The sequence below is a fragment of the Desulforamulus profundi genome, from assembly GCF_002607855.1.
The window spans coordinates 101,465-122,934 of record NZ_AWQQ01000055.1; the positions used below are offsets into that span (position 1 = coordinate 101,465).

21 protein-coding genes, 1 tRNA gene, 1 pseudogene and 3 other annotated features are annotated in these 21,470 nt (G+C 48.6%); of the genes and pseudogenes, 4 read left to right on the forward strand and 19 right to left on the reverse strand.

Annotation, left to right across the window (positions count from 1 at the left end):
- Positions 1 to 53: 53 nt before the first annotated feature.
- The 14 genes from zapA to P378_RS10475 all read right to left on the reverse strand — a co-directional run bounded on the left by zapA (position 54) and on the right by P378_RS10475 (position 13,813).
- Complete coding sequence (gene zapA / locus P378_RS24505) at positions 54 to 212, reverse strand: cell division protein ZapA (RefSeq protein ID WP_238473111.1); 159 nt, start codon at positions 210 to 212, stop codon at positions 54 to 56.
- Positions 200 to 325 carry a cell division protein ZapA gene (locus P378_RS24510; protein WP_274378693.1) on the reverse strand — a complete coding sequence of 42 codons (126 nt, stop codon included), beginning with the start codon at positions 323 to 325 and terminating at the stop codon, positions 200 to 202. Before P378_RS24510 ends, zapA begins: the two co-directional genes overlap by 13 nt.
- Positions 326 to 558: 233 nt before the next feature.
- Positions 559 to 2,979 carry a phenylalanine--tRNA ligase subunit beta gene (pheT, locus tag P378_RS10420; RefSeq protein WP_099083210.1) on the reverse strand — a complete coding sequence of 807 codons (2,421 nt, stop codon included), beginning with the start codon at positions 2,977 to 2,979 and terminating at the stop codon, positions 559 to 561.
- A gap of 27 nt (positions 2,980 to 3,006) precedes the next feature.
- Positions 3,007 to 4,029 (reverse strand): phenylalanine--tRNA ligase subunit alpha, encoded by a 1,023-nt coding sequence (gene pheS / locus P378_RS10425; protein ID WP_099083211.1) that lies wholly within the window; start codon positions 4,027 to 4,029, stop codon positions 3,007 to 3,009.
- A 49-nt stretch (positions 4,030 to 4,078) separates the two neighbouring features.
- Positions 4,079 to 4,338, reverse strand: a binding site (T-box leader).
- A 145-nt stretch (positions 4,339 to 4,483) separates the two neighbouring features.
- Positions 4,484 to 5,236: a TrmH family RNA methyltransferase gene (locus P378_RS10430; protein ID WP_238473112.1), complete on the reverse strand. Its 753-nt coding sequence runs from the start codon at positions 5,234 to 5,236 to the stop codon at positions 4,484 to 4,486.
- Between the two features lie 82 nt (positions 5,237 to 5,318).
- Entirely contained in the window at positions 5,319 to 5,972 is a 654-nt protein-coding gene (locus P378_RS10435; RefSeq protein WP_099083212.1) for a potassium channel family protein, read from the reverse strand.
- A gap of 13 nt (positions 5,973 to 5,985) precedes the next feature.
- Positions 5,986 to 7,320, reverse strand: coding sequence for a TrkH family potassium uptake protein (locus P378_RS10440; RefSeq protein WP_099083213.1), 1,335 nt, complete (start codon positions 7,318 to 7,320; stop codon positions 5,986 to 5,988).
- Positions 7,321 to 7,458: 138 nt separating this feature from the next.
- The gene (gene rplT, locus P378_RS10445; protein ID WP_099083214.1) at positions 7,459 to 7,815 is read right to left on the reverse strand and encodes a 50S ribosomal protein L20; all 357 of its coding nucleotides are present in this window, start codon (positions 7,813 to 7,815) and stop codon (positions 7,459 to 7,461) included.
- Positions 7,816 to 7,855: 40 nt separating this feature from the next.
- The gene (rpmI, locus tag P378_RS10450) at positions 7,856 to 8,050 is read right to left on the reverse strand and encodes a 50S ribosomal protein L35 (protein WP_099083215.1); all 195 of its coding nucleotides are present in this window, start codon (positions 8,048 to 8,050) and stop codon (positions 7,856 to 7,858) included.
- A 16-nt stretch (positions 8,051 to 8,066) separates the two neighbouring features.
- Positions 8,067 to 8,588 carry a translation initiation factor IF-3 gene (gene infC, locus P378_RS10455; RefSeq protein ID WP_099083216.1) on the reverse strand — a complete coding sequence of 174 codons (522 nt, stop codon included), beginning with the start codon at positions 8,586 to 8,588 and terminating at the stop codon, positions 8,067 to 8,069.
- A gap of 30 nt (positions 8,589 to 8,618) precedes the next feature.
- Positions 8,619 to 8,749: a sequence feature (ribosomal protein L20 leader region), on the reverse strand.
- A 135-nt stretch (positions 8,750 to 8,884) separates the two neighbouring features.
- Positions 8,885 to 10,795: a threonine--tRNA ligase gene (gene thrS, locus P378_RS10460; protein ID WP_099083217.1), complete on the reverse strand. Its 1,911-nt coding sequence runs from the start codon at positions 10,793 to 10,795 to the stop codon at positions 8,885 to 8,887.
- A 59-nt stretch (positions 10,796 to 10,854) separates the two neighbouring features.
- Positions 10,855 to 11,068, reverse strand: a binding site (T-box leader).
- Between the two features lie 39 nt (positions 11,069 to 11,107).
- Positions 11,108 to 11,713 (reverse strand): DUF445 domain-containing protein, encoded by a 606-nt coding sequence (locus tag P378_RS10465; RefSeq protein ID WP_099083218.1) that lies wholly within the window; start codon positions 11,711 to 11,713, stop codon positions 11,108 to 11,110.
- A 128-nt stretch (positions 11,714 to 11,841) separates the two neighbouring features.
- On the reverse strand, positions 11,842 to 12,735 hold the full coding sequence (gene ytxC, locus P378_RS10470; protein WP_099083219.1) for a putative sporulation protein YtxC: 894 nt from the start codon (positions 12,733 to 12,735) through the stop codon (positions 11,842 to 11,844).
- A 211-nt stretch (positions 12,736 to 12,946) separates the two neighbouring features.
- A complete protein-coding gene (locus tag P378_RS10475; protein ID WP_099083220.1) occupies positions 12,947 to 13,813 on the reverse strand; it encodes a hypothetical protein in 867 nt (288 codons plus the stop codon).
- Between the two features lie 149 nt (positions 13,814 to 13,962).
- On the opposite strand from P378_RS10475, the gene P378_RS10480 reads away from it, so the two are divergent.
- On the forward strand, positions 13,963 to 14,256 hold the full coding sequence (locus P378_RS10480) for a hypothetical protein (protein ID WP_238473113.1): 294 nt from the start codon (positions 13,963 to 13,965) through the stop codon (positions 14,254 to 14,256).
- A gap of 570 nt (positions 14,257 to 14,826) precedes the next feature.
- Entirely contained in the window at positions 14,827 to 15,654 is an 828-nt protein-coding gene (locus P378_RS10485; protein ID WP_099083222.1) for an SDH family Clp fold serine proteinase, read from the forward strand.
- A 93-nt stretch (positions 15,655 to 15,747) separates the two neighbouring features.
- Here the strand turns inward: P378_RS10485 and P378_RS10490 are convergent.
- Positions 15,748 to 15,824: transfer RNA gene (locus tag P378_RS10490), tRNA-Val, on the reverse strand.
- Positions 15,825 to 16,116: 292 nt separating this feature from the next.
- Positions 16,117 to 17,289, reverse strand: coding sequence for a serine hydrolase (locus P378_RS10495; RefSeq protein WP_099083223.1), 1,173 nt, complete (start codon positions 17,287 to 17,289; stop codon positions 16,117 to 16,119).
- A gap of 150 nt (positions 17,290 to 17,439) precedes the next feature.
- On the opposite strand from P378_RS10495, the pseudogene pdaB reads away from it, so the two are divergent.
- Positions 17,440 to 18,185, forward strand: a pseudogene (gene pdaB / locus P378_RS10500) (polysaccharide deacetylase family sporulation protein PdaB).
- 352 nt (positions 18,186 to 18,537) lie between these two features.
- A complete protein-coding gene (locus P378_RS10505; RefSeq protein ID WP_238473114.1) occupies positions 18,538 to 19,269 on the forward strand; it encodes a TVP38/TMEM64 family protein in 732 nt (243 codons plus the stop codon).
- 21 nt (positions 19,270 to 19,290) lie between these two features.
- Here the strand turns inward: P378_RS10505 and P378_RS10510 are convergent, their stop codons facing one another.
- The 3 genes from P378_RS10510 to P378_RS10515 form a co-directional block, all read right to left on the reverse strand.
- Positions 19,291 to 19,899, reverse strand: a complete 609-nt coding sequence (locus tag P378_RS10510) for a DedA family protein (RefSeq protein WP_099083224.1) — start codon at positions 19,897 to 19,899, stop codon at positions 19,291 to 19,293.
- A gap of 89 nt (positions 19,900 to 19,988) precedes the next feature.
- Positions 19,989 to 20,210 carry a stalk domain-containing protein gene (locus P378_RS21670; RefSeq protein WP_238473115.1) on the reverse strand — a complete coding sequence of 74 codons (222 nt, stop codon included), beginning with the start codon at positions 20,208 to 20,210 and terminating at the stop codon, positions 19,989 to 19,991.
- Complete coding sequence (locus P378_RS10515) at positions 20,207 to 21,457, reverse strand: S41 family peptidase (RefSeq protein WP_238473116.1); 1,251 nt, start codon at positions 21,455 to 21,457, stop codon at positions 20,207 to 20,209. Before P378_RS10515 ends, P378_RS21670 begins: the two co-directional genes overlap by 4 nt.
- Positions 21,458 to 21,470: the final 13 nt, after the last annotated feature.

The following is a 21,470-nucleotide window of genomic DNA, read 5'->3' on the forward strand; positions in this document are numbered from 1 at the left end:
CCTTCCGTTTTTCTTATGCTTCCTAAGTTAACAAAAATAAAACTCATGAATGTTCATGAGTTGCTGGAGTTTTCTTTTTCCGGATCCATCATTTGCAACAGGTTATTGTACTGCTCCTGCAGTTTCAACAGTTCATCCACCAGGTTGACAGCCGTCAGGACCGCCACTTTGTTGGTGGATAATTTTCTGTTCCGCTGGCTTATCTCAGCCATTTTTTATTGACAATCTGCGCTACCGTCACCATATATTCCGGGGGTTCATTGCCTTTTAAGGTGTAGTACTCACCAAATATTTCGACCTCCACCCTGTTTGCCTGATCGGACATAAACGTACCCCCTCAAACCTTTGCTGTATGTCTATTCGCTGTCAACCTGCAAATTCCTTCATGTTTTAACAATTTACTGTACAAAATGAAAATCGATAGGATTATTGTTGGCAACGATCCGGGCAAACTAACAAAATGAGCTTTTGTAGCGGTCATTGCCGGCGTGATGTTAATTGTACGCCAATAAGCAAACAGGAAACCCGGAGACAGATTGTTTCCGGGTTTTAATTTGCCTATTTCCTTAACTCGGCACCTGTTTGGGCCGTCAGGGAACTGGTAATGCGCTGCATTTTGTCGTTGATTACTTCGTCGGTGAGGGTTCTGTCCGGGGCTTGGAATTTCATGGAGAAGGCCACACTCTTGTAACCTTCCGGCACCTGGGCACCCTGGTACAAGTCAAAAATGTCTATCTCCCTTAACAGGCTGCCGCCGGCCTTTTTGATGATTGATAACATCTCTGCGGCCAGCACATCTTGTTTGACCAGAACAGCCAGATCCCGTTCTACCATGGGGAATTTGGGCAGACCCTGGTATTGTTTAACCGGGCGGTTGGCTTGATTCAGTACATTCAAGTCCAACTTCATGGCCACGGCCCTGGCAGGCAGGTCGTAATTCTCGATCACGTTGGGATGCAGTTCCCCCACAACCCCCAGTAATTGACCGTTTATTTCTATCTTGGCGCAGCGTCCGGGGTGGAAACTGGGGTCCTGATGACGGAAAAACTCCGCCCCCACTACGCCTAAAGAGTCAATCAGCTGTTCGGCGACTCCTTTCATAAAGAAGAAATCCATGGGTCGGGCGGGCTGGTTCCAGGTTTTCGGGGTATTGCCAATGGCGACCGCTGCCAATACCGGAACTTCCTCCGGCAGCGGCTGTCCTTCCACCGGGTAGAATACCCGGGCAATTTCAAAGATGGCCCCGTTCTGGGCCCGGCGATTCAGGTTTCGCTGCAGGACTTCCAGCAAGCTGGGCACCAGCACCGTACGCATGACGGACTGTTCCTCACTCAGCGGGTTCTGCAGTTTTACCACGTTACGGAACCTGCTGTCCTGGGGTAAATTCATCAAATCAAAGATCCTGGGATGAACAAAGCTGTAGGTGATAACTTCGGTAAACCCGCAGCCGGTCATCACTTTTCTCATATTCCAGGTTAATTGCTGTTCCGGTGTCCGGATACCCTGGGTAGAAGCCCCGAAGGGCAGGGTCTCAGGAATCTGGTTAAATCCGTACAACCGTGCCACTTCTTCCACCATGTCCCATTCTCCGGTGATGTCCGGTCGGAAAGTTGGAATGGTTACCAGCAAATCATCCCCCTGCTCCTGTACTCTGAACTGTAAGCGTTCCATAATATCTTTGATTTGTTCTTTGGGAATATCTACCCCCAGCACCCAGTTCACTCGCCAGGGTCTCAGTTGGATGGTTTTCTCAGTAATGGGGCTTGGAAAATTATCGATGGCCCCTGCCACTACGGTTCCCCCGGCCAATTGCTGGATCAGTTGCACGGCCCGGTCTGCCGCCCGGAGGGAGCCGTTAATATCAATACCCTTTTCAAACCGCATGGAGGATTCGGAACGCAGACCCAGTGCCTTGGAGGTGCGACGAATATTAATGGGATGGAAATAAGCGGACTCAATCAGTACATTTACTGTATCCCCGGTCACTTCACTGTCCAGGCCACCCATCACACCTGCTACGGCCACCGGACCTGACTCATCGGTAATGGCCAGCATGTCCGGATTTAATGTTCGTTCCGCGCCATCCAGGGAAACGATTTTTTCTTCTTCCTTAGCCCGGCGAACAATAATATGACCGTTGGTCAGTTTATCGTAGTCAAAGGCGTGCAGAGGCTGACCCAACTCCAGCATGACATAGTTGGTGATATCCACCACGTTGCTGATGGGCCGGATACCTGCCGCCCGCAGCCTGTTTTGCAGCCACATGGGTGACGGGCCAATTTTAATTCCTTTGATCACCCGGGCTACGTAACGGCGGCATAAATCTGGATCCTCTATATCAATTTTAGCCAGATCCTCAATCTTTTCCTCACCCTCTGTAAATTGAGGAGACGGCATTTTTAGCTCCTTCTTCAGGATAGCAGCCACATCCCTGGCAACACCGGTGATACTTAAAGCATCTCCACGGTTGGGCGTTAGATCAAGTTCCAGCACGGCATCATTCAGTCCCAGCACTTCCTTGGCATCCAGACCTACAGGGACATCTTCTGATAAGATCAGAATGCCATGGGCCATATCAGAGGACATCAGTTTGGTTTCCATCCCCAATTCCTGACCGGAACAAAGCATCCCCCTGGATTCCACGCCTCTCAGTTTAGAGCACTTAATCTGAAGCCCTCCTGCCAGTTTAGCCCCTTCGATGGCCACCGGCACCACATGCCCCTCCCGGACATTGGTGGCTCCGGTAACAATCTGCAAGGGTTCCCCCTGGCCGACATCCACCGTACATACCAGCAGTTTATCGGCGTTGGGGTGCTTTTCTATTTTTCGAATGCGGCCGGTTACAACTTTTTCTATTTCCGCCCCCAGTTCATCCACCGCGTCCACTGCCAGCCCGGCCATGGTTAGCCGGTCGGACAACTCCTGGGGTGTCAGGTCAACATCAACGTAATCTTTCAGCCAATTGTAGGAAACACGCATGGTTATCTGTAAACCTCCCGATTTATCTTAGAATTGCGCCAGGAATCGTAAATCATTGTCAAAGAGCAGGCGGAGATCGTCAATACCGTATTTTAACATGGCAATCCGCTCAACCCCCATGCCAAAGGCAAAACCGGTGACCTCCTCCGGGTTGTAACCGGACATCTCCAGCACCCTGGGATGCACCATGCCGGAACCCAGAATTTCCAGCCAGCCGCTGCCTTTGCATACCCGGCAGCCGTTGCCTTTGCAGCTAAAGCAAGAAATATCCACTTCCGCACTGGGCTCAGTGAAGGGGAAATAACTGGGACGCAGGCGGGTACGGGTATCCGGTCCGAACATCTGGCGTGCGAATGTTGCCAGCACTCCCTTTAAATCGGCAAAGGTAATATGCTTATCCACCACCAGTCCTTCCACCTGGTGGAACATGGGGGAGTGAGTGGCATCGTCATCCCGGCGGTATACCCGTCCCGGGCAAATGACCTTGACCGGCACATGGGGTACGGTCTTTTCCATGGTCCGTACCTGCACAGGGGATGTGTGGGTCCTGAGCAGCACCTCGGGATTGATGAAAAAGGTATCCTGCATGTCCCGGGCCGGATGGTCCTTGGGCAGGTTTAATGCTTCAAAATTATAGTAATCCAGTTCAATCTCCGGGCCTTCGGCAATTTTGAAGCCAAGACCCAGGAAGATATTTTCTATTTCTTGCATCACCTGGGTCAGGGGGTGCAGTTTGCCCAGGTTAAAACGAACACCCGGCAGGGTTACATCCAGGGTTTCGGCAGCCAGCTTTTGGGCCTTTTGCCCCTCTTTCACCTGTTTATTTCTGTCTTCCAGAGCAGATTCGATTTCTTCCCTCACTTCATTGGCAATCTGACCGATACGGGGTCTTTCCTCGGCGGACAGCGCCCCCATGCCCCTCAGAACCTGGGTCACTTCTCCTTTTTTGCCCAGGTATTTCACCCGGATCTCATTGATTTCCTCCAGGGTATTGACCCCCTCCAGGGCTTTTAATGCTTCCTGGGCCAGTTCTCTTAACCTCTGTTCCATGACAACCTCCTGTTGAATCCATTGTAAAAAATAAAAACCGCCCCTAGAATGTAGGGACGGAATGTCTCCGTGGTACCACCCAAATTGTTCTTTCAACGCTGTAAAGAACCACTTAGAGGATAAAAACACAATTTATCCTCTTCTGATAACGGTAGAAGCACCGGCGCAACCTACTGGTATGGAACCATACGTTCAGACCGCAGCTCAGGGGTGAACTTTCCGAAGAGTTTCTTTAAGAGGGCTTCCAGTCACGACCCTCTCTCCCTGCAAAGAAATAATCAACGTACTTTTCCCCGTCATAACTTTAAAACAATATTTAATGTATAACCAGTCGCCTGTAGATCATGTAAGCATTTACCGATCCAGTTGCTTCGAACAGCCTCCAAAAAAATTCGGCGGTTAACAGCATGTAACCACGACCTTTCATCCTTTTTTGGGGACCTTTCGACACTGATTATACCATATGGCATTTTGCAAAACAAGGAAGTTTACTGAATTTTATGTCCTCTGCCGGACAGCTTCGTAAAGCATGATGGACGTGGCCATGGCCACATTGAGGGATTCGGCCGGCCGGCATGGGAATGGTAACTTTCCGGTGCTTATATTCATAGACGGACGCCCTTGGTCCGGCCCCTTCATTGCCAACCACAAACCCCACGGGAACCTTGAGGTCCACATGAGAAATCGGCTCTCCGCCGGCGGGGTTTCCCACCACCAGGGTAACCCCCACCGAAGCCAGGTAGGCCAACGCTCCTGTCACATCCTCCGCCGTCACCACCGGCAGGTGAAACAGGGACCCCATGGTGGACCGGAGAGTTTTCGGGTTGTAGAGGTCCACGGTTCCCTTCAGTAAAACCACTCCGCCGGCTCCGGCAGCATCTGCGGAACGGATGATGGTCCCCAGGTTGCCCGGGTCCTGCACGCCGTCCACCACCACAACCAGCGGCGGCTGCCCCGGCGGCAGCACATCGGCCAGGGTGTAATCCGGCTGCCAGAGCACCGCCAGTACACCCTGGGGCGTTTCGGTATCTGCCAGTTCCGCCATGATACTGTCGGGCACCTGGAATACTTCGACCCCTTTACTCATGGCGGCTTCCAACAGACCGGCTCCCCGCCGGGACTGAATGACCTGGGGAGTATAAACAAAACACTCGGTACGCCAGGGACTGTGCAGGGCCTCTTCCACCAGGCGGACACCCTCGACCAAAAACTTCTTTCCTTTTGCCGGAAATTTCGCTGGGATAGTCTGCGTATGTATTTTATTTTTGGGTTCTGGGCAGATATAATGATCATATCTCTACCGTCTCGAAATGCTGCAGTTTTTCCGCCCTGCCGATCACAATCAGCACATCCCCTTCTTTAATCATTTGACTGGCTCCGGGGGAAATAATCATTTCTTCGCCTCTCCGGATGGCCAGTATGCTTACACCGTACTTGTTTCTGGCGCCGGACTGTTCCAGGGTTTTATTAACAAATTGGGAGGGCGCCAGCATCTCAACCAGGCTGTACTCGGGTGAGAGGGAGATCTGTTCCATGATGTTTTTGGAAACCAGGGCGTGGGCCACCTTGACTCCCATATCCCTTTCGGGAAAAACAACCTTGTCTGCTCCCACCCGTTCCAACACTTTGCCATGCAGGGCATTTTGGGCCTTGGCCACCACGTTTTTAACACCCATCTCCTTCAGCATGACCGTAACCAGTATGCTGGCCTGTACATCCTGGCCAATGGACACCACCACCACGTCAAAGTTGCGAATGCCCACCGCCTTTAGGGCATGATCGTCCAGGGCATCGATCTGAACCCCGTGGGTCACTTCCTCAATAATCTCATTGACACGTTCTTCGTCACTGTCAAGGGCCAGAACCTCGTAGCCCATCTTAGAAAGGGTGATGGCCACGCTGGTGCCAAACCTGCCCAGTCCGATAACGGCAAACTGTTTCATGACGAGCAGCCTCCTAACCAATGATGATTCGCTCCTCGGGATAGCGATATTGCTGTTTTCTCTGCTGCCGGGTGGCCAGCGCATAGGCCACCGTCAAAGGCCCCAACCGGCCAAGGAACATGGTCAGTATGATAATCACCTGACCCGCGCCGGAAAGCTTGGGGGTAAGCCCTGCAGAAAGCCCCACCGTGGCCAGGGCAGAAACCACTTCAAACAAAACAGCCAAAAAGTCCGCCTTTTCCACAACATCCAACACCAACGTGGCAAAAACAATCCAGCTGATGGCCAAAAGGATAATTCCCAAGCCTTTGTAGATTTGCTCCTTGGGTATTCTGCGGCCAAATATCTCGGCATCCTCTTTACCCCTGGCCATGGAGATCACCGCTAACATAACCATGCCAAAGGTGGTCGTTTTAATACCGCCGCCGGTGGAACCGGGGGATGCCCCGATGAACATTAGAATAAGTATGAAGAACAGGGTGGCCGGACGCAGGGCTGTCATATCCAGGGTATTGAAGCCCGCTGTGCGGGGAACCACCGATTGAAACCAGCTGGCCCACAATTTGCCGCTCCAATTCAGCGAGGCCAGGGTGTTGTTAAACTCCAACAAAAAAATAACGATCATGCCTAGTAACAGCAAGGCCCCGGTCACCAGCAGGGTCAGGCGTGTATGGACCGACAGTTTTTTCTTTTTTCTGTACCGCAGCAGGTCCGCCATCACGGTAAAACCAATGCCGCCTAAAATAATGTCAGAACCGATGGCAAAATTTACGATGGGGTCGTCCACAAACTGCGTCAGGCTGCGGAATTCACCAAACAGGTCAAACCCCGCGTTATTAAACCCGGAAACAGCGTGAAACAGGCTGTACCCGATGCCCTTCAAAAAACCCAAATGGGGAATAAACCGTATCGCCAGCAGCAGGGTAATTATGAATTGAATCACAAGGGTTAATAGGATCACCTGCTTGGCCAGCCGTATTAAACCACTCAGTTCAATGACGTTCAGGGATTCCTGAATCAGCATGCGTTCTCTGAAGGTAACACGACGGCCCATGATCAGCCAAAATAAAACCGCCATGGTCATGAACCCCAGTCCGCCCACCTGTATTAAACTGATAATAACGATTTGCCCAAAGGTGCTCCAGTAGGTCCCGGTGTCAACCACCACCAGCCCGGTCACACAGACGGCGGAGGTGGAGGTGAAAAGGGCTGTCAGGAAACCCGTAGGCTGCCCGCTGGCCGATGAGACCGGCAGCATTAAAAGCAGCGCACCGATAAAGATAAGAACAGCAAAGCCAGTGACCAGCACCCTGGGCGGGTGACTGAGAAACCCGTTCCTGATTTGCAAAGGATCGCCTCTTCTAAAATGTTTATAGTAACGGATAAATTATAACAAATCATACAATTTATGCTAGAGGATAAATAAAAAGCATGGCAGTATGACCATGCTTTATTGTTAATCGAATTTATCTTTTTATACAAACCCTTAGGCCAGGTTGGCTTTCGCAACCTCTACCAGTTGGCTGAAAGTCTTGGCATCGTTGACGGCCAGGTCAGCCAGCATCTTGCGGTTTACTTCTACGCCGGCTTTTTTCAAACCGTTGATGAAGCGGCTGTAGGACAGGCCGTTCAGACGGGTAGCGGCGTTAATGCGGGCAATCCAGAGCTTACGGAAATCACGCTTCTTCTGACGACGGTCTCTGTAAGCGTAGAACAGGGCCTTCATAACCGCCTGGTTGGCTACCCTGAACAGCTTGCTGCGGGAACCTCTGTAACCCTTGGCCAGCTTGAGAATTTTTCTGTGTCTATTACGAGAAACCACACTGCTTTTCGCCCGTGGCATGATTATTACCTCCTTCTAGTTGAAACAAAGTATCCAGCGATTAATAGGGCAGCAGTCTGCTCAGACGACCAGCATCTGCCTCGCTGATAATGGTAGACTTGCGCAGGTTACGCTTACGTTTGGCAGTCTTCTTGCCAAGAATATGGCTATGAAAAGCGTGCCAACCACGGATTTTGCCAGTGGCAGTCTTCTTAAATCTCTTAGCAGCCCCGCGGTGGGTTTTGATTTTGGGCATCTAGGGCAACTCCTTTCTAGTCCTGCTTCTCATTTTTTGGTGCTAAGATCATAATCATATTTTTTCCTTCAAGTTTAGGTTGCCTTTCCACGGTGCAGAGATCTTTCAAATCTTGGGCCAGACGGTCCAACAGCTTTTTCCCCAGGTCTGTATGAACGATTTCCCTGCCTCGGAACATAATGGTAACCTTAACCTTGTCGCCATCCTTTAAGAAACGCTCGGCATTTTTGGCTTTGACTGTATAGTCATGGTCCTCAATACGGGGGCGCAGTTTGACCTCTTTAACCTGGATAATACGCTGCTTTTTCTTGGCCTCTTTTTCCCGTTTACTCTGCTCGTACTTGAATTTTCCAAAATCCATAATACGGCAGACCGGGGGTTTGGCCTGGGGGGCAACTTCCACCAGGTCCAGCTGTCTTTCCTCAGCGATACGAAGGGCTTCCTTAACAGGCATAATACCCAGCTGGTTGTTGTTGGCGTCTACAACCCGTACCTCGCGTGCTCGAATTTCTTCATTGATGCGCTGCTCTTTGGAAATACACGATCACCTCCACATAGTAAGATAAGGATAGAATAATAAAAGCGGGTGAAATCACCCGCTTAGAGACGCAATACAATAAGGTAGACCTATTGTAATAAACCTCATAACCTTACGAACCACGGTTGTAAGGTGAGAAGCGGATGCTTCTTCTTAAAACATTGCACTTTTATATTGTACCTGAATTAGTGTACCATACTCTACCTGATGAGTCAAGGATTTCTCCAAGGAAGTTCTAGTTGACAAAGGTATTTCTACGGGGTCCCTATTCAAACTTCCAACCTCTAACCCGGGACCTAGAAGATGGTCTTGTTCTTGATGTCGTTTTGCACCATTTTGATGAACTCATCGGCTTGAATGGCCCCGATATCCCCTTTGCCGCGCTGGCGGACAGCCACGGTGCCCTGCTCCATTTCCCGGTCGCCGATGACCAGCATGTAAGGGATTTTCTGGGTCTGGGCCTCCCGGATCTTGTAGTTGATTTTCTCGTTCCTGGCGTCCAGTTCCGCCCGAATGTCCAGGGCTTCCATTTTCTTGACCAACTCCCTGGCGTAATCGTGGTGCTTGTCGGTGATGGGCATGACCCGCACCTGGACCGGGACCAGCCAAACCGGGAAGGCGCCCGCAAAGTGCTCGGTCAGGATGCCGATAAAACGTTCAATGCTGCCAAAGACAACCCTGTGGATCATGACCGGGCGGTGTTTCTGACCGTCTTCCCCCACATAGGTAAGGTCAAATTTCTCCGGCATTTGGAAATCAAGCTGGATGGTGCCGCACTGCCAGGTCCGTCCCAGGCTGTCTGTAAGGTGGAAGTCGATCTTGGGACCATAAAATGCCCCGTCCCCTTCGTTAACCTTATACTGCATGTGTTTGGCTTCCAGGGCGTTCCGCAGGGAGTTGGTGGCAGTTTCCCACATCTCATCGGAACCCATGGATTTTTCCGGGCGGGTGGACAGTTCCACATGATAACTCAAGCCAAAGGTGTTATAGAAATAATCAAACAGGTCGATAACCCCGATAATTTCGTCCTTAATTTGGCTGGGCAGCATAAAAATATGGGCGTCGTCCTGGGTAAAGCAGCGCACCCGCATCAACCCGTGCAGGGCGCCGGAAAGCTCGTGGCGGTGCACCAATCCCAGCTCGCCCCATCTCAAGGGGAGATCACGGTAACTGTGCAAACTGGTTTTGTAAACCAGGATACTGCCGGGGCAGTTCATGGGCTTGACGGCATAATCCCCTTCATCGATTTTGGTGAAATACATATTTTCTTTGTAATGGGCCCAGTGACCGGACTGCTCCCACAGGCTGCGGTTCAAAATAATGGGGGTGCGGATCTCCTGGTAGCCCCGCTTTTTGTGTTCCTGGCGCCAGAAATTTTCCAATTCATTACGGATGATCATCCCTTTGGGATGGAAAAAAGGAAATCCGGGGCCTTCTTCCTGGATGCTGAATAGGTCCAACTCCTGGCCCAGTTTACGGTGGTCACGGCGTTTGGCTTCCTCAATGCGGAACAGGTGCTCGTCCAGCAGCGCCTTCTTGGGGAAAGAAGTGCCGTAGATGCGCTGCAGCATCTTGTTCTTCTCGCTGCCACGCCAGTAAGCGCCGGCAATGTTCATCAGTTTAAAGCTTTTCAGGCGACCGGTGGTTGGCACGTGGGGGCCGGCGCACAGGTCATCAAAATCCCCCTGATGGTAACAGGAAATCACCGCATCCTCCGGCAGGTCATTAATCAGCTCAACCTTGTAAAGCTCACCCTGTTTTTTAAAGTGCTCCAGAGCCTCTTCCCGGGACAGTTCCACCCGCTTAAAGGGGAGGTCTTCCTTAATAATCTTGTTCATTTCCTCTTCAATTTGCTCAAGCTGGGCGGGCGTAAAGGGCTGCGGCACATCAAAGTCGTAATAAAACCCGTCCTGAATGGCGGGGCCGATGGCCAGTTTGGCCTCGGGGAACAATCTTTTAACGGCCTGGGCCAGCACGTGGGCAGAACTGTGACGGTAAACCGCCCTTCCCTCTTCATCATTAAAGGTTAATAATTCTAAAGCAGCATCTTCCTGCAGCGGGTAATGGAGATCCACGGTTTTGCCGTTCACCTTGCCCGCCAGAGCTTCTTTGGCCAAACCCTGGCTGATGCTCTTGGCCACTTCCAGCACGGTGGTTCCTGCCGGGTATTCCCTGACGGAACCGTCCTTTAACGTTACTTTAATCATGCAAATTCTCTCCTTTCAGTATGCAAACAAGAAAAAACAAAAACCCGCCCCTGAAATCGTTCAGGGACGGGATATTTCCGCGGTTCCACCCTGGTTGGAGAAAAAATCTCCCACCTCGTCGACGGTAACGGCGCCTGACCGGCCTGCTTACTCTTGTTCAGCAAGCTGCTCCAAGGTGGTTTTCAGACAGCTGCATCGGGAAGCACTTACAGCCTGTGGCGCTTCCTCTCTAGACGACCGTACTGACTTACTTTTCCTCTTCATAGCAGATATTTACCTACGGGATAATTATAGTGACACTTATAAGAAATGTCAAGTTGCCAGGTATACAATGGCCACCTGCACCAGCCCAATGATAAAACCCAGTACACCGCCGATCATTTCAATATGCTTCAGTTCCCTGGCGGCCACCGACAGAATGATTTTTTCCAGGTGCCTTATATCATAGGCATTCATCCGGTCCTCCACCAGTTGGGCCAGCTTCACCTTTTCGATGACACTGTGCCCTGCCTGGTCCACAATCTGGCTAATCACCTGGGGCATTTGTTTATTCAACATGTCCCCCATCATTTCCAGAATCACCATTCTGACAGTGGTCGGCACCCAGGCGGGGATGCGATCCACCACCATACAGCGGATGGAATCGCTGGCGGACTGTACAATTTTATTAAAAATCTCGGGGGATTTCATCTGGTCGATCAGGTCTTCTACTTTTAACAGTTCCTTTTCCACCACCTGGCCGATACTTCTGGCCAGTTCCGCCCTTCTTTTCGGTACCACGCCTTGTATGGCCCAGGGCAGGCCAAAGATGCGCACCGGCTGGTATGGTTTGAAAATTGCCTTAACAGCAATGAGGTTCGTAATCCAACCAATAAAGGCCCCAATAACAGGTATTAAGATTACCGACCACCACTGCATCCTGCGTTTCCCTCCATTCGTTAATCAACGACATTAACTATATCAAAATGTCACAGGAGGCGCAAGGGAATACAAAAAACAAACTAAAATGCCGGCTGTTGAATTCAACAACCGGCACCTGGTTTGTTTTACTGCTGCTGTTTCTGACATAATTTGCAGCCGCTGCATTCGGCTACCTTGCCCTCAAAAACATTCTTGATGGTCTCAATGGTGGAGCCGGTTTTGTATTGGGGACCAGAGTGAAATACTATTTTATTAGGAGCCATGGTAATCAAAGCGCTGATAAGCAGGTCTTCATAATTGATTTCATGATCCATGACGTCCAAAATGAACCCTTCCAGAAAATCACTGCTGATGGGATTGTGATTTTCATCAAAAAGCTTATAGGTCCCTCTGGAGTTTATCAAAACGTTGACCAGGTCAACCTTGGGTTCCTGAATCTCAACAAAATATTTGAGAAGCTGAATAAACTCCCGGTACTCTCGCTCCATCAAAAATTCATCCACTGCCTGGTCCACGGCCTCTTTGATGTCGTTAATGTATTCCTTGAGACGGAAACGGATAAAACCGTCAATGACGATACTGTCACTTTGTTCCAGAAATTCTACCATTCTTTTAATAATAAAGTTTTTTCTGTCCAGCCGGTCCATCCTGCCGGGATAGACTTTTTCGCCATTTGTGTAATCCAGGGAATATTGGAGGATGACTTTTTTCTCTTCATCATTGAAGTAGTAATAATTCTCCCGAATAATGTCCAGTAAAATGGCCTTCTCCCAATGATTTAAGATAAGATCGGAAATAATATCGGCCACAAAGTGCCTGAACAGCAACTCATCATCAAGCTGTCTGCCACCGCATAATGTTCCGTTGAAGTTGCAGGATAAAAACGTAATGTTGCCCGCCGGGTTTTCCGTGAGTTTGATGAGTATATGATCGCCTTCATGCATGCGCAGCTCTCTACCAAGTCGGTCCTTCAACAAATCTATATGCTGGGTGGCTCCTATGGAGAGACATTGATTCATCTCCTCTATCACCCCTTCCTTTACTATTAGTATATGAGAGGCATTTTTTGTATACTGGAGCAAAAATGGCGAAAAATTAAAGTTATCTTACTCTATTTGCAGTATAAGCAGAAACCAATGTTGCTATCCCATGTAAAAATTATAGTCCGAACCTTACGCTGGAGTAATTGAGGATTTTTTCTTTTCACATGCAGGCACAAAGGACATTAAATTATTTGTAAAAAAGGTAACCAATAATTACCAGAATGACCAGAACAAATGCTCCCACCGGCAGCCAGCCAATGGAGTTGGCTTCCCTCGGCTGGGTCTCCGGAGCCGGTTTTGCCAACGCTTCATTTCTCGGCAGAACCGCCGGGGCCGGTTTTTCTGTATCAATGGTACAGCTTTTGGGTACGAAGGGGACCCCGTTGGTTCTTTTTCTTTTGTTCTTTTTGTTGGCAGGACCCAGGATATCCGGGCTGTTGGGACGGTCTATATAGCGATAGGTTATGGCAGGACTTTTCTCCGTTTTTACAGCGGGGAGATATGGTTTGGAGACATCCGCGGTAATGCAGCATTCAGGGATGAACAGGCAATTATTCCCGGGTCTTGCCCGGTTATTTCTGGAGCCGCCCGGGGAAACGTGGGCGGTGATACAGCTTGCCGGCACAAATTCTGCGTTTCCGCTGGATCTTTTCCTTTTATACCTTTTCTTTGGAGGTAAGGACAGTTTCGTTTGTTCTACACTTTTACCGTAAAAATGACACACCGGGGTTGTGGAGGGTGTGATGCAACTGATTGGAACAAAGGGATTCGAGGTCGTATGGCTTTGCCTGCTGCGTTGTTTACGTTTACCGGCACCCTCCCTGGCAGGAACCGAACATGCTCCACAAACCAGCGGAAGAGAAACTCGATCCTGAACACAACTTGTATGAACAAAGGCCTCACCGGTTGCCCTTTGCTTCTTCTTCGACAACTGTACAAAATCAGGGATTATCACCTGCTCCGTGGCTGCTTTATAGAGGATGATGTCTTTCTTTTTTATTTCCCTGGTTTGCTCTTTGGTTATCCTGGCGTTTCTTTTTCTTTTCCTAGCCAAAAAGTCCACCCCTTTTCTTTTGGCTTTTAACATTTTTAAAATGTATATTAATCAAGTCCGGGAAAATATCAGTTTTTAAAATTTTCAGATATCTAAATTTAACTTTTTCTTTTGCCGGGCAAACACCAATTCCGTAAACGAGTAATATTATGGGAAAAAAGGCAGGTGTTACTTTGATGTTCAGTGATATTGAGGAGCTTAAACAAAGGTGTGAAGCCGAAATTAAGTCTTTAAAACGTGAGATCCTGGCAGCCAGGGGGAGCTTTTTCCCACGCTGGGACGCAAAAGGAACCATACAGAAGGCAGAAGAAAAGATTGAAAAAATCCAGCAATTATTAGTAAAACTGGAGAGTCTGACGGAACAGGTTGTTCCGGTGGTAAACGATATAAAAGACATTATAGGTTTACAGATGAACATAACGGCAAAACCTGAAAAAGAGTGATAGAATAATAAAAACCGCTTAAGAACCGTCATGTGGTTCCTAAGCGGTTTTTACGTTTTGCGATAATAAGTGTAGACCGGTAGGAGTTATTTTTAGACAACCTGAGTGAAGTAGATAAATGCTGCGATGAGCAGGAATCCTATTCCTATAATAAACTTAATATCCAAAACCAAACCCTCCTTATTTAATATTATATCATAAACATTTATTTAGCGGATATCAATATAAGGAAAAGGAATTGGGCTAATCATATCGAATCTTTGTACACAAAGAAAGGAGGGTTAACCCTTTGGATCTGACAAGCATTGGTTCTTTTCTGGCCCTGGCCATTATTATTTTTTTAATCTTTAAAATCATTGGCAAAGGCGGCTGAGGCTGCAGGTAAATGTACCGTCGGTACATTTACAAGAAACACCCCCAAAGGGTGTTTTTTCTACAGCTTTAAAGACTACAAAAAACTGAACAAATCCTTACGTATTTACTTTTTAAAAGGTTAAATATTAATTTGTAGAGAAAACTCATAGCAGGCAGAAAAAACAGACTTGACAACAACATGAAGGGAGGAACAGTATGGAGTTTTTATTCGGCACCTTAATATGGATCTTTTTTCTAATGATGGCGTTAGGCCCCATGTGGCAGCAGGTAAAAATAAATCAAAAAAGATTTCACCTGACCAGGAAATTTGAAAAGCACCGGGGGTCGCGGTTAATTACCTTGATCCACCGGCAGGAATCCTTTAGCTTTTTGGGCATCCCCTTTTCCAGGTACATCAATATTGAAGATTCCGAGCAAGTATTACGGGCCATCCGGCTTACACCACCGGATATGCCCATTGATATCATGTTGCATACCCCCGGTGGCCTGGTGCTCGCCTCTGAACAAATCGCCAGGGCCCTGGAAAATCATCAAGCCAAAGTGACAGCCTTTGTGCCCCACTATGCCATGTCCGGCGGTACCATGATTGCCCTGGCGGCAGACGAAATTATCATGGACGGGAACGCCGTCCTGGGCCCCGTTGACCCGCAGATCGGCCAGTATCCTGCTGTGTCTATTTTAGAGGCTGTCAGGCTGAAAGGTACCCAAAAAGTGGATGACAATACCCTGATCTTAGCAGACATGTCCGCTAAAGCCATTGCCCAGGTCGGAGATTTTATCACTTATCTCTTAACCGATAACCTGGGGGAAGAAAAAGCACGGGAAATTGCAGACATTTTAAGCAGCGGTCGCTGGACCCATGATTATCCCATTAACTGTGAATTTTTAAAGAAGTTGGGGCTGCCCGTGTCGACCGAACTCCCTGCAGAAATATTTGCCATTATGGACTTATACCCCCAGCCCCCGCAAAGAAGACCTTCAGTCCAGTACATTCCTCTTCCCTATGGAAAAGAGGAAAAATAACTTAGGTACCAGGTACTTAAGTTATTAAGTTATTTGCTTTTTTAGGAAAAAGCATAATTTCCTAAACAACAAAAAGCCCCGCAGGCTTTATATTGGTGGGACGTACTGGAATCGAACCAGTGACCTCTGCGATGTCAACGCAGCACTCTAACCATCTGAGCTAACGTCCCCTGTTTATAATTATTAACTGTACCTCTTCGGTAGGCGTTCCGCTGCCGGAGTACCCATCCAAGCTGCATAATAAATAATAGACGAAGATAAATAAAAAGTCAAGAGAAAGATTGATTTCTTTTTTACTTAACATTAATGGATTTTAACGTAAAATTTAACTTATCCTAAACAAACAATTTGTCTTTTTCTGTATAATTTAGTCATACCACTTCACCTCCTCTCTATAAATATTTTTTAAAAAGCACTACCCGCCAGGGGTAGTGCTTTTTTTTTTGCTTTGAGGATGAAGATCTAGTCAAACAGGCGGTTGAACCAGGACACCCGCTCAATGTTCCGGTTCGCTACCAGGTCCACCGAGGCGATTTCTTTACCATTAAGGAAGTAGGTGGCAGTTCCCAGTTTGGTTCCCTGTTTCACCGGAGCGGTGGGTGTGGGATTTAGGGTTGCTTTTCGTTCCACTTTGTCAACGTCAATTCTCGGGAGATAGACTTCTATCCTTTGGGCGGCAACCAGACTGACTTTTTTGTCCAACCCATCAAGTACAGGCAGTTCCGTAATGACTTCATCCTTTTCAGTCAGGACCACCGGTTTTATTTCATTGAAGCCGTATTCCAAAAGCCTGGTGGCATCGTTCCAGCGGTTGTTGCTGTGCAAAATCACTGCCACCAGCTGCCGCCCTTCCCTGGTGGCGGAAGCAATTAAACAGTTGCCGGCCCTGGGTGTGGTGCCGGTTTTTACGCCGTCGATACCTTCAAAGTCCGAACGAAGCAAACGGTTGGTATTGTGCAGTACACGCTGTTTGGGATGCTCATCTTTTACATCCTTGGATGTTTTTATGTCTTCCTCTCCGGGCAGCCAGGTAATGGTTGCCTCTTCAGTTTTCACAAATTTGGCAAAGGTTTTGTTTTTTAAGGCGTAGGAAGTAAGAATGGCCAGGTCATTGGCTGTGGTATAGTGATTTGGGTGGTGGTACCCGTTGGTATTGGCGAAACGGGTATTTTTCATGCCCAGAACCCGGGCTTTATCGTTCATCATCTTTACAAACATGTCATGGCTGCCGCCAATGTGCTCTGCGATGGCTACGGTGGAGTCATTGGCAGAATACATTAAAGCCGCCTTTAGTAAATCTTCCAGGTAAAGTCTGTCTCCGGTTTTTAACCCGATATCCTGACCCATGGAAACAGCCGCAGCCCTTTTGCCGACAGTAACGATGTCTTTGAGATTGCCGTTTTCTATGGCCAAAATGGCAGTCATGACTTTGGTTAAACTGGCCGGTTCCCTCCTCTTGTCCCCATCTTTTTCATAATAAATTCGGCCGGTGGCCACATCCATTAAGCAGGCGGCCGAGGCTTTTATCTTCGGAGGCTTGCCGTCCGGCCTGGGATCCGCCGCTCCCAGGCGGGGAATAAAAAAGTTAAAACTTAAAAGAAGCAAAATGACGGGTAGAACTTTGTTCAGCTTCAATTTTCACCCTCCTCCGCAACTATTTTTTCTCTAATTCCCCAAGGAGATAACAGGAAAGAATTATTATTTCTGGGTAATTTGCAAAATATAACTCATATATTCCATTGCTGGTAAATATTTATAGAAGTGATTACAGGGGAGGTGTGTATTTTGAAGGTATATATCTTTGACTACCGTAAATTTAAGAAACAATTGCTGCTGGCGGGGGCCGTCCTGGCATGCGCAGTATTTTTTACTGCCCTGATATACCAGCAGCAGGTGGTAACCACCACAGGCAAAAAATATGCAATCTATAAGGTTAAAACAGATAAAAAAGTAGCTGCTTTAACCTTTGATATCAGCTGGGGCACCAAAGTCCCCGGACCGGTACTTGACACCTTAAAGAAATACAATGTAAAGTCTACCTTTTTCATTTCCGGTCCCTGGGCTGTCAAGCACCCCGAATTCCCCAGGCGGATTGTGGCTGAGGGACATGAAGTCGCCAGCCATGGTGAGGAACACGTGAATTTAAGCGAGCTCTCCAAGGAAGAGGTAAAGAAAAATATTCTCACTGCTCACCAAAAAATCAAAGAAGTGACCGGCGTAGAACCCAACCTTATTCGCACCCCAAACGGCGACTGGAACGACATGGTGTTAACCACGGCGGAGGAATTAAACTATAAGGTCATTCAGTGGAGTGCCGATTCTTTGGACTGGAAAAAGCCAGGTGCAGCAGCCATTACCAGAAACGTGCTGAAAAAGGTTGAACCCGGTGCCATCATTTTGATGCACGCCAGTGACACCTGCCTGCAAACCCCGGATGCTTTGCCCCAGGTGCTGGAGGGCCTGAAGAAAGAGGCTACCAGCTGGTTACCGTATCTGAACTTTTAAAATTGGGCCCCGGCACCATAGATTAAGAAAAACAAAGGATTCAGGGTATGAAAAACCCCGAATCCTTTTGTTTTGACCGGATTTTGTAACATAGATAAAAAATTTTTGGGCAAGGTAAATAGAGAGTCTATAAAGAGTGGTGAAAAGAATGACACAGACCGCAGTAATAACCGGCTGCCGGATTATGGTAAAACCTGCCTGTTTAAACCTTTACAACAGATGGTATTTGATTAGGGAATTGTTCTTTACAATAATGCTTCCTAACCTTTACGCAAGGGATTTAATACTATAAAGGAGTAAACTCCTTATGCTTTTCAAAGTTACCGGGTTCTGGTATAGTAAATTTGTGCCACAAACTTTAGGCTAGGGGTTTTTTAAATGGTGATAGTAAGAAAAATGATGATAGCGGTTATTTTCCTTGTTGTGGCATCCGCCGTTTTTTATGGATTGGACATTCATTTACACCCTGCCTGGGATGCAAAACATTTTACCAGCCCGGAACACCTGGCACAGTACCTTCGCTCCTTTGGGGCTATGACCGTGGTCGTCAGTCTTTTACTGATGGTGCTGCAGACATTATTTACACCGCTGCCGCTGTTTCTGCTGGCGGGCGCCAACGGGTTTATCTTTGGTCTCTGGTATGGCATTCTAATTACATTAACCGGTTCCATCCTCGGTGCATCCATCGCCTTCTATCTGGCCAGGGGTTTTGGCAGGGGAATCGTCTACCGGTGCCTGAAACAAACGTACATGGCAAAGGTTGATAAAATGAGCTGCAGCGAAGGCCCCTGGATGGTCTTTATGGCCCGGTTGATACCGGTCATTCCTTCCAGCATCATCAGCTACGTGGCTGGTTTGAGTAAAATGGCCTTCCGGGGATTTTTTATCGCCACCGCCGTGGGGAAATTACCGGAAATCGTTATTTATACAGCCCTCGGGCACAGTTTCGTCCAGGCTGAAGGAATGGCCACAAAGGTTACCATCCTGCTTATCCTGCTCACCCTGGTGGCCTGGCCTCTTATCTCCAGGATGCTGAAGAAAAACCGGGGCAGCGATGTCGATGTTAAATACAATAATAAACCGCCACATAAAATTCCCCCAGGAAATTAACCCGGGGGAATTCCTTTCCTTTTATCGTTTACGTTTGCACCTGTACCAGAGGGAGTACAAGAAAACGCCAACCAGCAAGGAGGCCACCAAAAAGTCCATGCGGTGGAACCAGGGTTTCAGGGCCTGCCAGTTTTGCCCCAGGGCATAACCGGCGTAAACCAGCAAAATACTCCAGGGTAAAGACCCCAGGAAGGTGTAAATGACAAATTTTTTAAAATTCATGCGGGCAATACCTGCTGGCAATGAAATGAATGTACGGATAATGGGCATCAACCTGGTAAAAAATACGGTGGCCTCTCCATAACGCTCAAACCAGTAGTCTGCCATGGCCAGCTTTCGTTCGGTGATGCCCAGGTAGCAGCCATACCGCTGCAAAAAAGGTCTTCCCCCGCGGATGCCCAGGTAGTAGGACCCGATGGAGCCAATGGTGCCGCCAACTGTGCCGGCCATTACGGTGCCCCAAAAATCCAGTCGACCGGCATAAACAAGATACCCCCCGAAAGGTAGGATGACTTCGCTTGGCAGCGGAATATTGGCGCTTTCTATGGCCATGCCAATGCCGACACCCCAGTAGCCCAGAGCGGCAATGAGCACGGTCACCTGGTGCAGTAAAGGTTCTAAATATTCCAGCGAAATTCCCCTCCCTTCATCACCCTTTAAGTATATTAACCATTCAGAAAAAATAGTACCGGAGGATGAAACCTCCGGTTTGTTGACATTTACATATCAATGATGACTTTGTTATCCTGGACGGTAACCTGAATTCCCATGGAGACCAGGTCTGACACAGAGATATACGTTGTATTGTTCTTTTTCTTTAACGGCTGACTAAGTGGTTTTGAGCTGCCCTTAACGGTCCTATTTTTATTATCCGTAGGCAGCATCCAGGCTTGTCCATTGCCAGTCACCAGAATGTCGTTTAATTTACTGTCCCATTTCACCTCATATCCCAGGGCCTCCAGGGTAAAACGCAGGGCAATAAAATGCCCCCCTTTTCCTTCAGCACCCCTCCGGGTACATAAAAGGTTTCCTCATTGATGATCACCTTAGAATCTTCCCCGGTAAATTGAATCACCCGCTTGGTTGGATGCAACAGCTGCCTGGCAGCATATAGTTGAAGCCCCGGTGTGCTGACGTAACGGTCCGGCTGCAGTCCGACCCCGTCAATAAGGCGGCCCTTGGGTGTTGTGTAAAATGCTGTGGTCAGTTTTAGCGCTCCTCCATTTTGCAGGGGGATGATATCCTGCACGGTGGCTTTGCCGTACGTATGGGTTCCCAACAGGGTTGCAGCTCCATAGTCCTGTAATGCTCCGGCCAGAATTTCCGATGCGCTGGCAGTCTGTTCATTCACCAGCACCACCACCGGCATCTCCTTAATTAAAGGGTCCAGTTCCGTAACGAAGGAATCCTTATTTTTCTCCCAGTCCTCGGTAACAAAAACCGTCTTATCCTTGCCCAGCAGGTAGGAAGCAATTTCTGCGGCAGAATCCACATAGCCACCGCCGTTATTTCTCAGGTCAATGATAAGGGACTGGATACCTTCCTCTTGCAGTTTCCCCAGTGCGTTTGCAAATTCCTCTCCGGTTTCCATGCCAAAACTTTCGATAGCAATTAAACCAATGTCGTGACCCAAGGCTTTCCCGTGCACGGTGGGCAGGTTGACGGTGTTCCGGGTGATGGTCACCTGCCTGTCCGGCTGACCGGCCCTTCGCACTGTTATGCTGACGCTGCTTCCTTTCTCACCCCGCAGCAGGGTTACAACATCGTATAACGGTTTCCCCGCCAGATCCTTACCGTCCACCGCCACAATGACATCCCCGTTCTTCAGCCCGGCTGACTCGGCGGGGGAACCCTTTAATACGCGGACGATATAGGGGTACTGCTGCTGCATCTCCAGTTCGGCGCCAATTCCCTCAAAGTCCCCGTTCAACTCATCGCTGAACTGTTCCAGTTCTCCGGGAGAAAAATAAACCGTATAGGGATCGTTCAGGTAATCCAGCATGCCCTTGATACTTGCCTTGGTTAACTGGTCAACATCCGGCTGTTTCAGATGGTACTGGCTGATATATCCAAATACCTCGCCGAGGGTAGACGCTCCGGCCAGAGCCTTATCGTTTTCGGCGGCAGAGGCAGGCACAGACCAGGAAAAAGTGATAACAGTCAAAATTACAAGCAGTTTTCTAAACAACTCATCACCCCAT

What these genes read in the sequence shown, in the direction of transcription:
- rpmI (WP_099083215.1), bottom strand. Translation starts at nt 8,050, where the DNA reads ATGCCCAAAATCAAAACCCACCGCGGGGCTGCTAAGAGATTTAAGAAG.
- pheS (WP_099083211.1), bottom strand. Translation starts at nt 4,029, where the DNA reads ATGGAACAGAGGTTAAGAGAACTGGCCCAGGAAGCATTAAAAGCCCTG.
- rplT (WP_099083214.1), bottom strand. Translation starts at nt 7,815, where the DNA reads ATGCCACGGGCGAAAAGCAGTGTGGTTTCTCGTAATAGACACAGAAAA.
- zapA (WP_238473111.1), bottom strand. Translation starts at nt 212, where the DNA reads ATGGCTGAGATAAGCCAGCGGAACAGAAAATTATCCACCAACAAAGTG.
- pheT (WP_099083210.1), bottom strand. Translation starts at nt 2,979, where the DNA reads ATGCGTGTTTCCTACAATTGGCTGAAAGATTACGTTGATGTTGACCTG.
- P378_RS10485 (WP_099083222.1), top strand. Translation starts at nt 14,827, where the DNA reads ATGGAGTTTTTATTCGGCACCTTAATATGGATCTTTTTTCTAATGATG.
- thrS (WP_099083217.1), bottom strand. Translation starts at nt 10,795, where the DNA reads ATGATTAAAGTAACGTTAAAGGACGGTTCCGTCAGGGAATACCCGGCA.
- P378_RS10480 (WP_238473113.1), top strand. Translation starts at nt 13,963, where the DNA reads ATGGGAAAAAAGGCAGGTGTTACTTTGATGTTCAGTGATATTGAGGAG.
- P378_RS10505 (WP_238473114.1), top strand. Translation starts at nt 18,538, where the DNA reads ATGGTGATAGTAAGAAAAATGATGATAGCGGTTATTTTCCTTGTTGTG.
- P378_RS10435 (WP_099083212.1), bottom strand. Translation starts at nt 5,972, where the DNA reads ATGAAACAGTTTGCCGTTATCGGACTGGGCAGGTTTGGCACCAGCGTG.
- P378_RS24510 (WP_274378693.1), bottom strand. Translation starts at nt 325, where the DNA reads ATGTCCGATCAGGCAAACAGGGTGGAGGTCGAAATATTTGGTGAGTAC.
- ytxC (WP_099083219.1), bottom strand. Translation starts at nt 12,735, where the DNA reads ATGAATCAATGTCTCTCCATAGGAGCCACCCAGCATATAGATTTGTTG.
- P378_RS10465 (WP_099083218.1), bottom strand. Translation starts at nt 11,713, where the DNA reads ATGCAGTGGTGGTCGGTAATCTTAATACCTGTTATTGGGGCCTTTATT.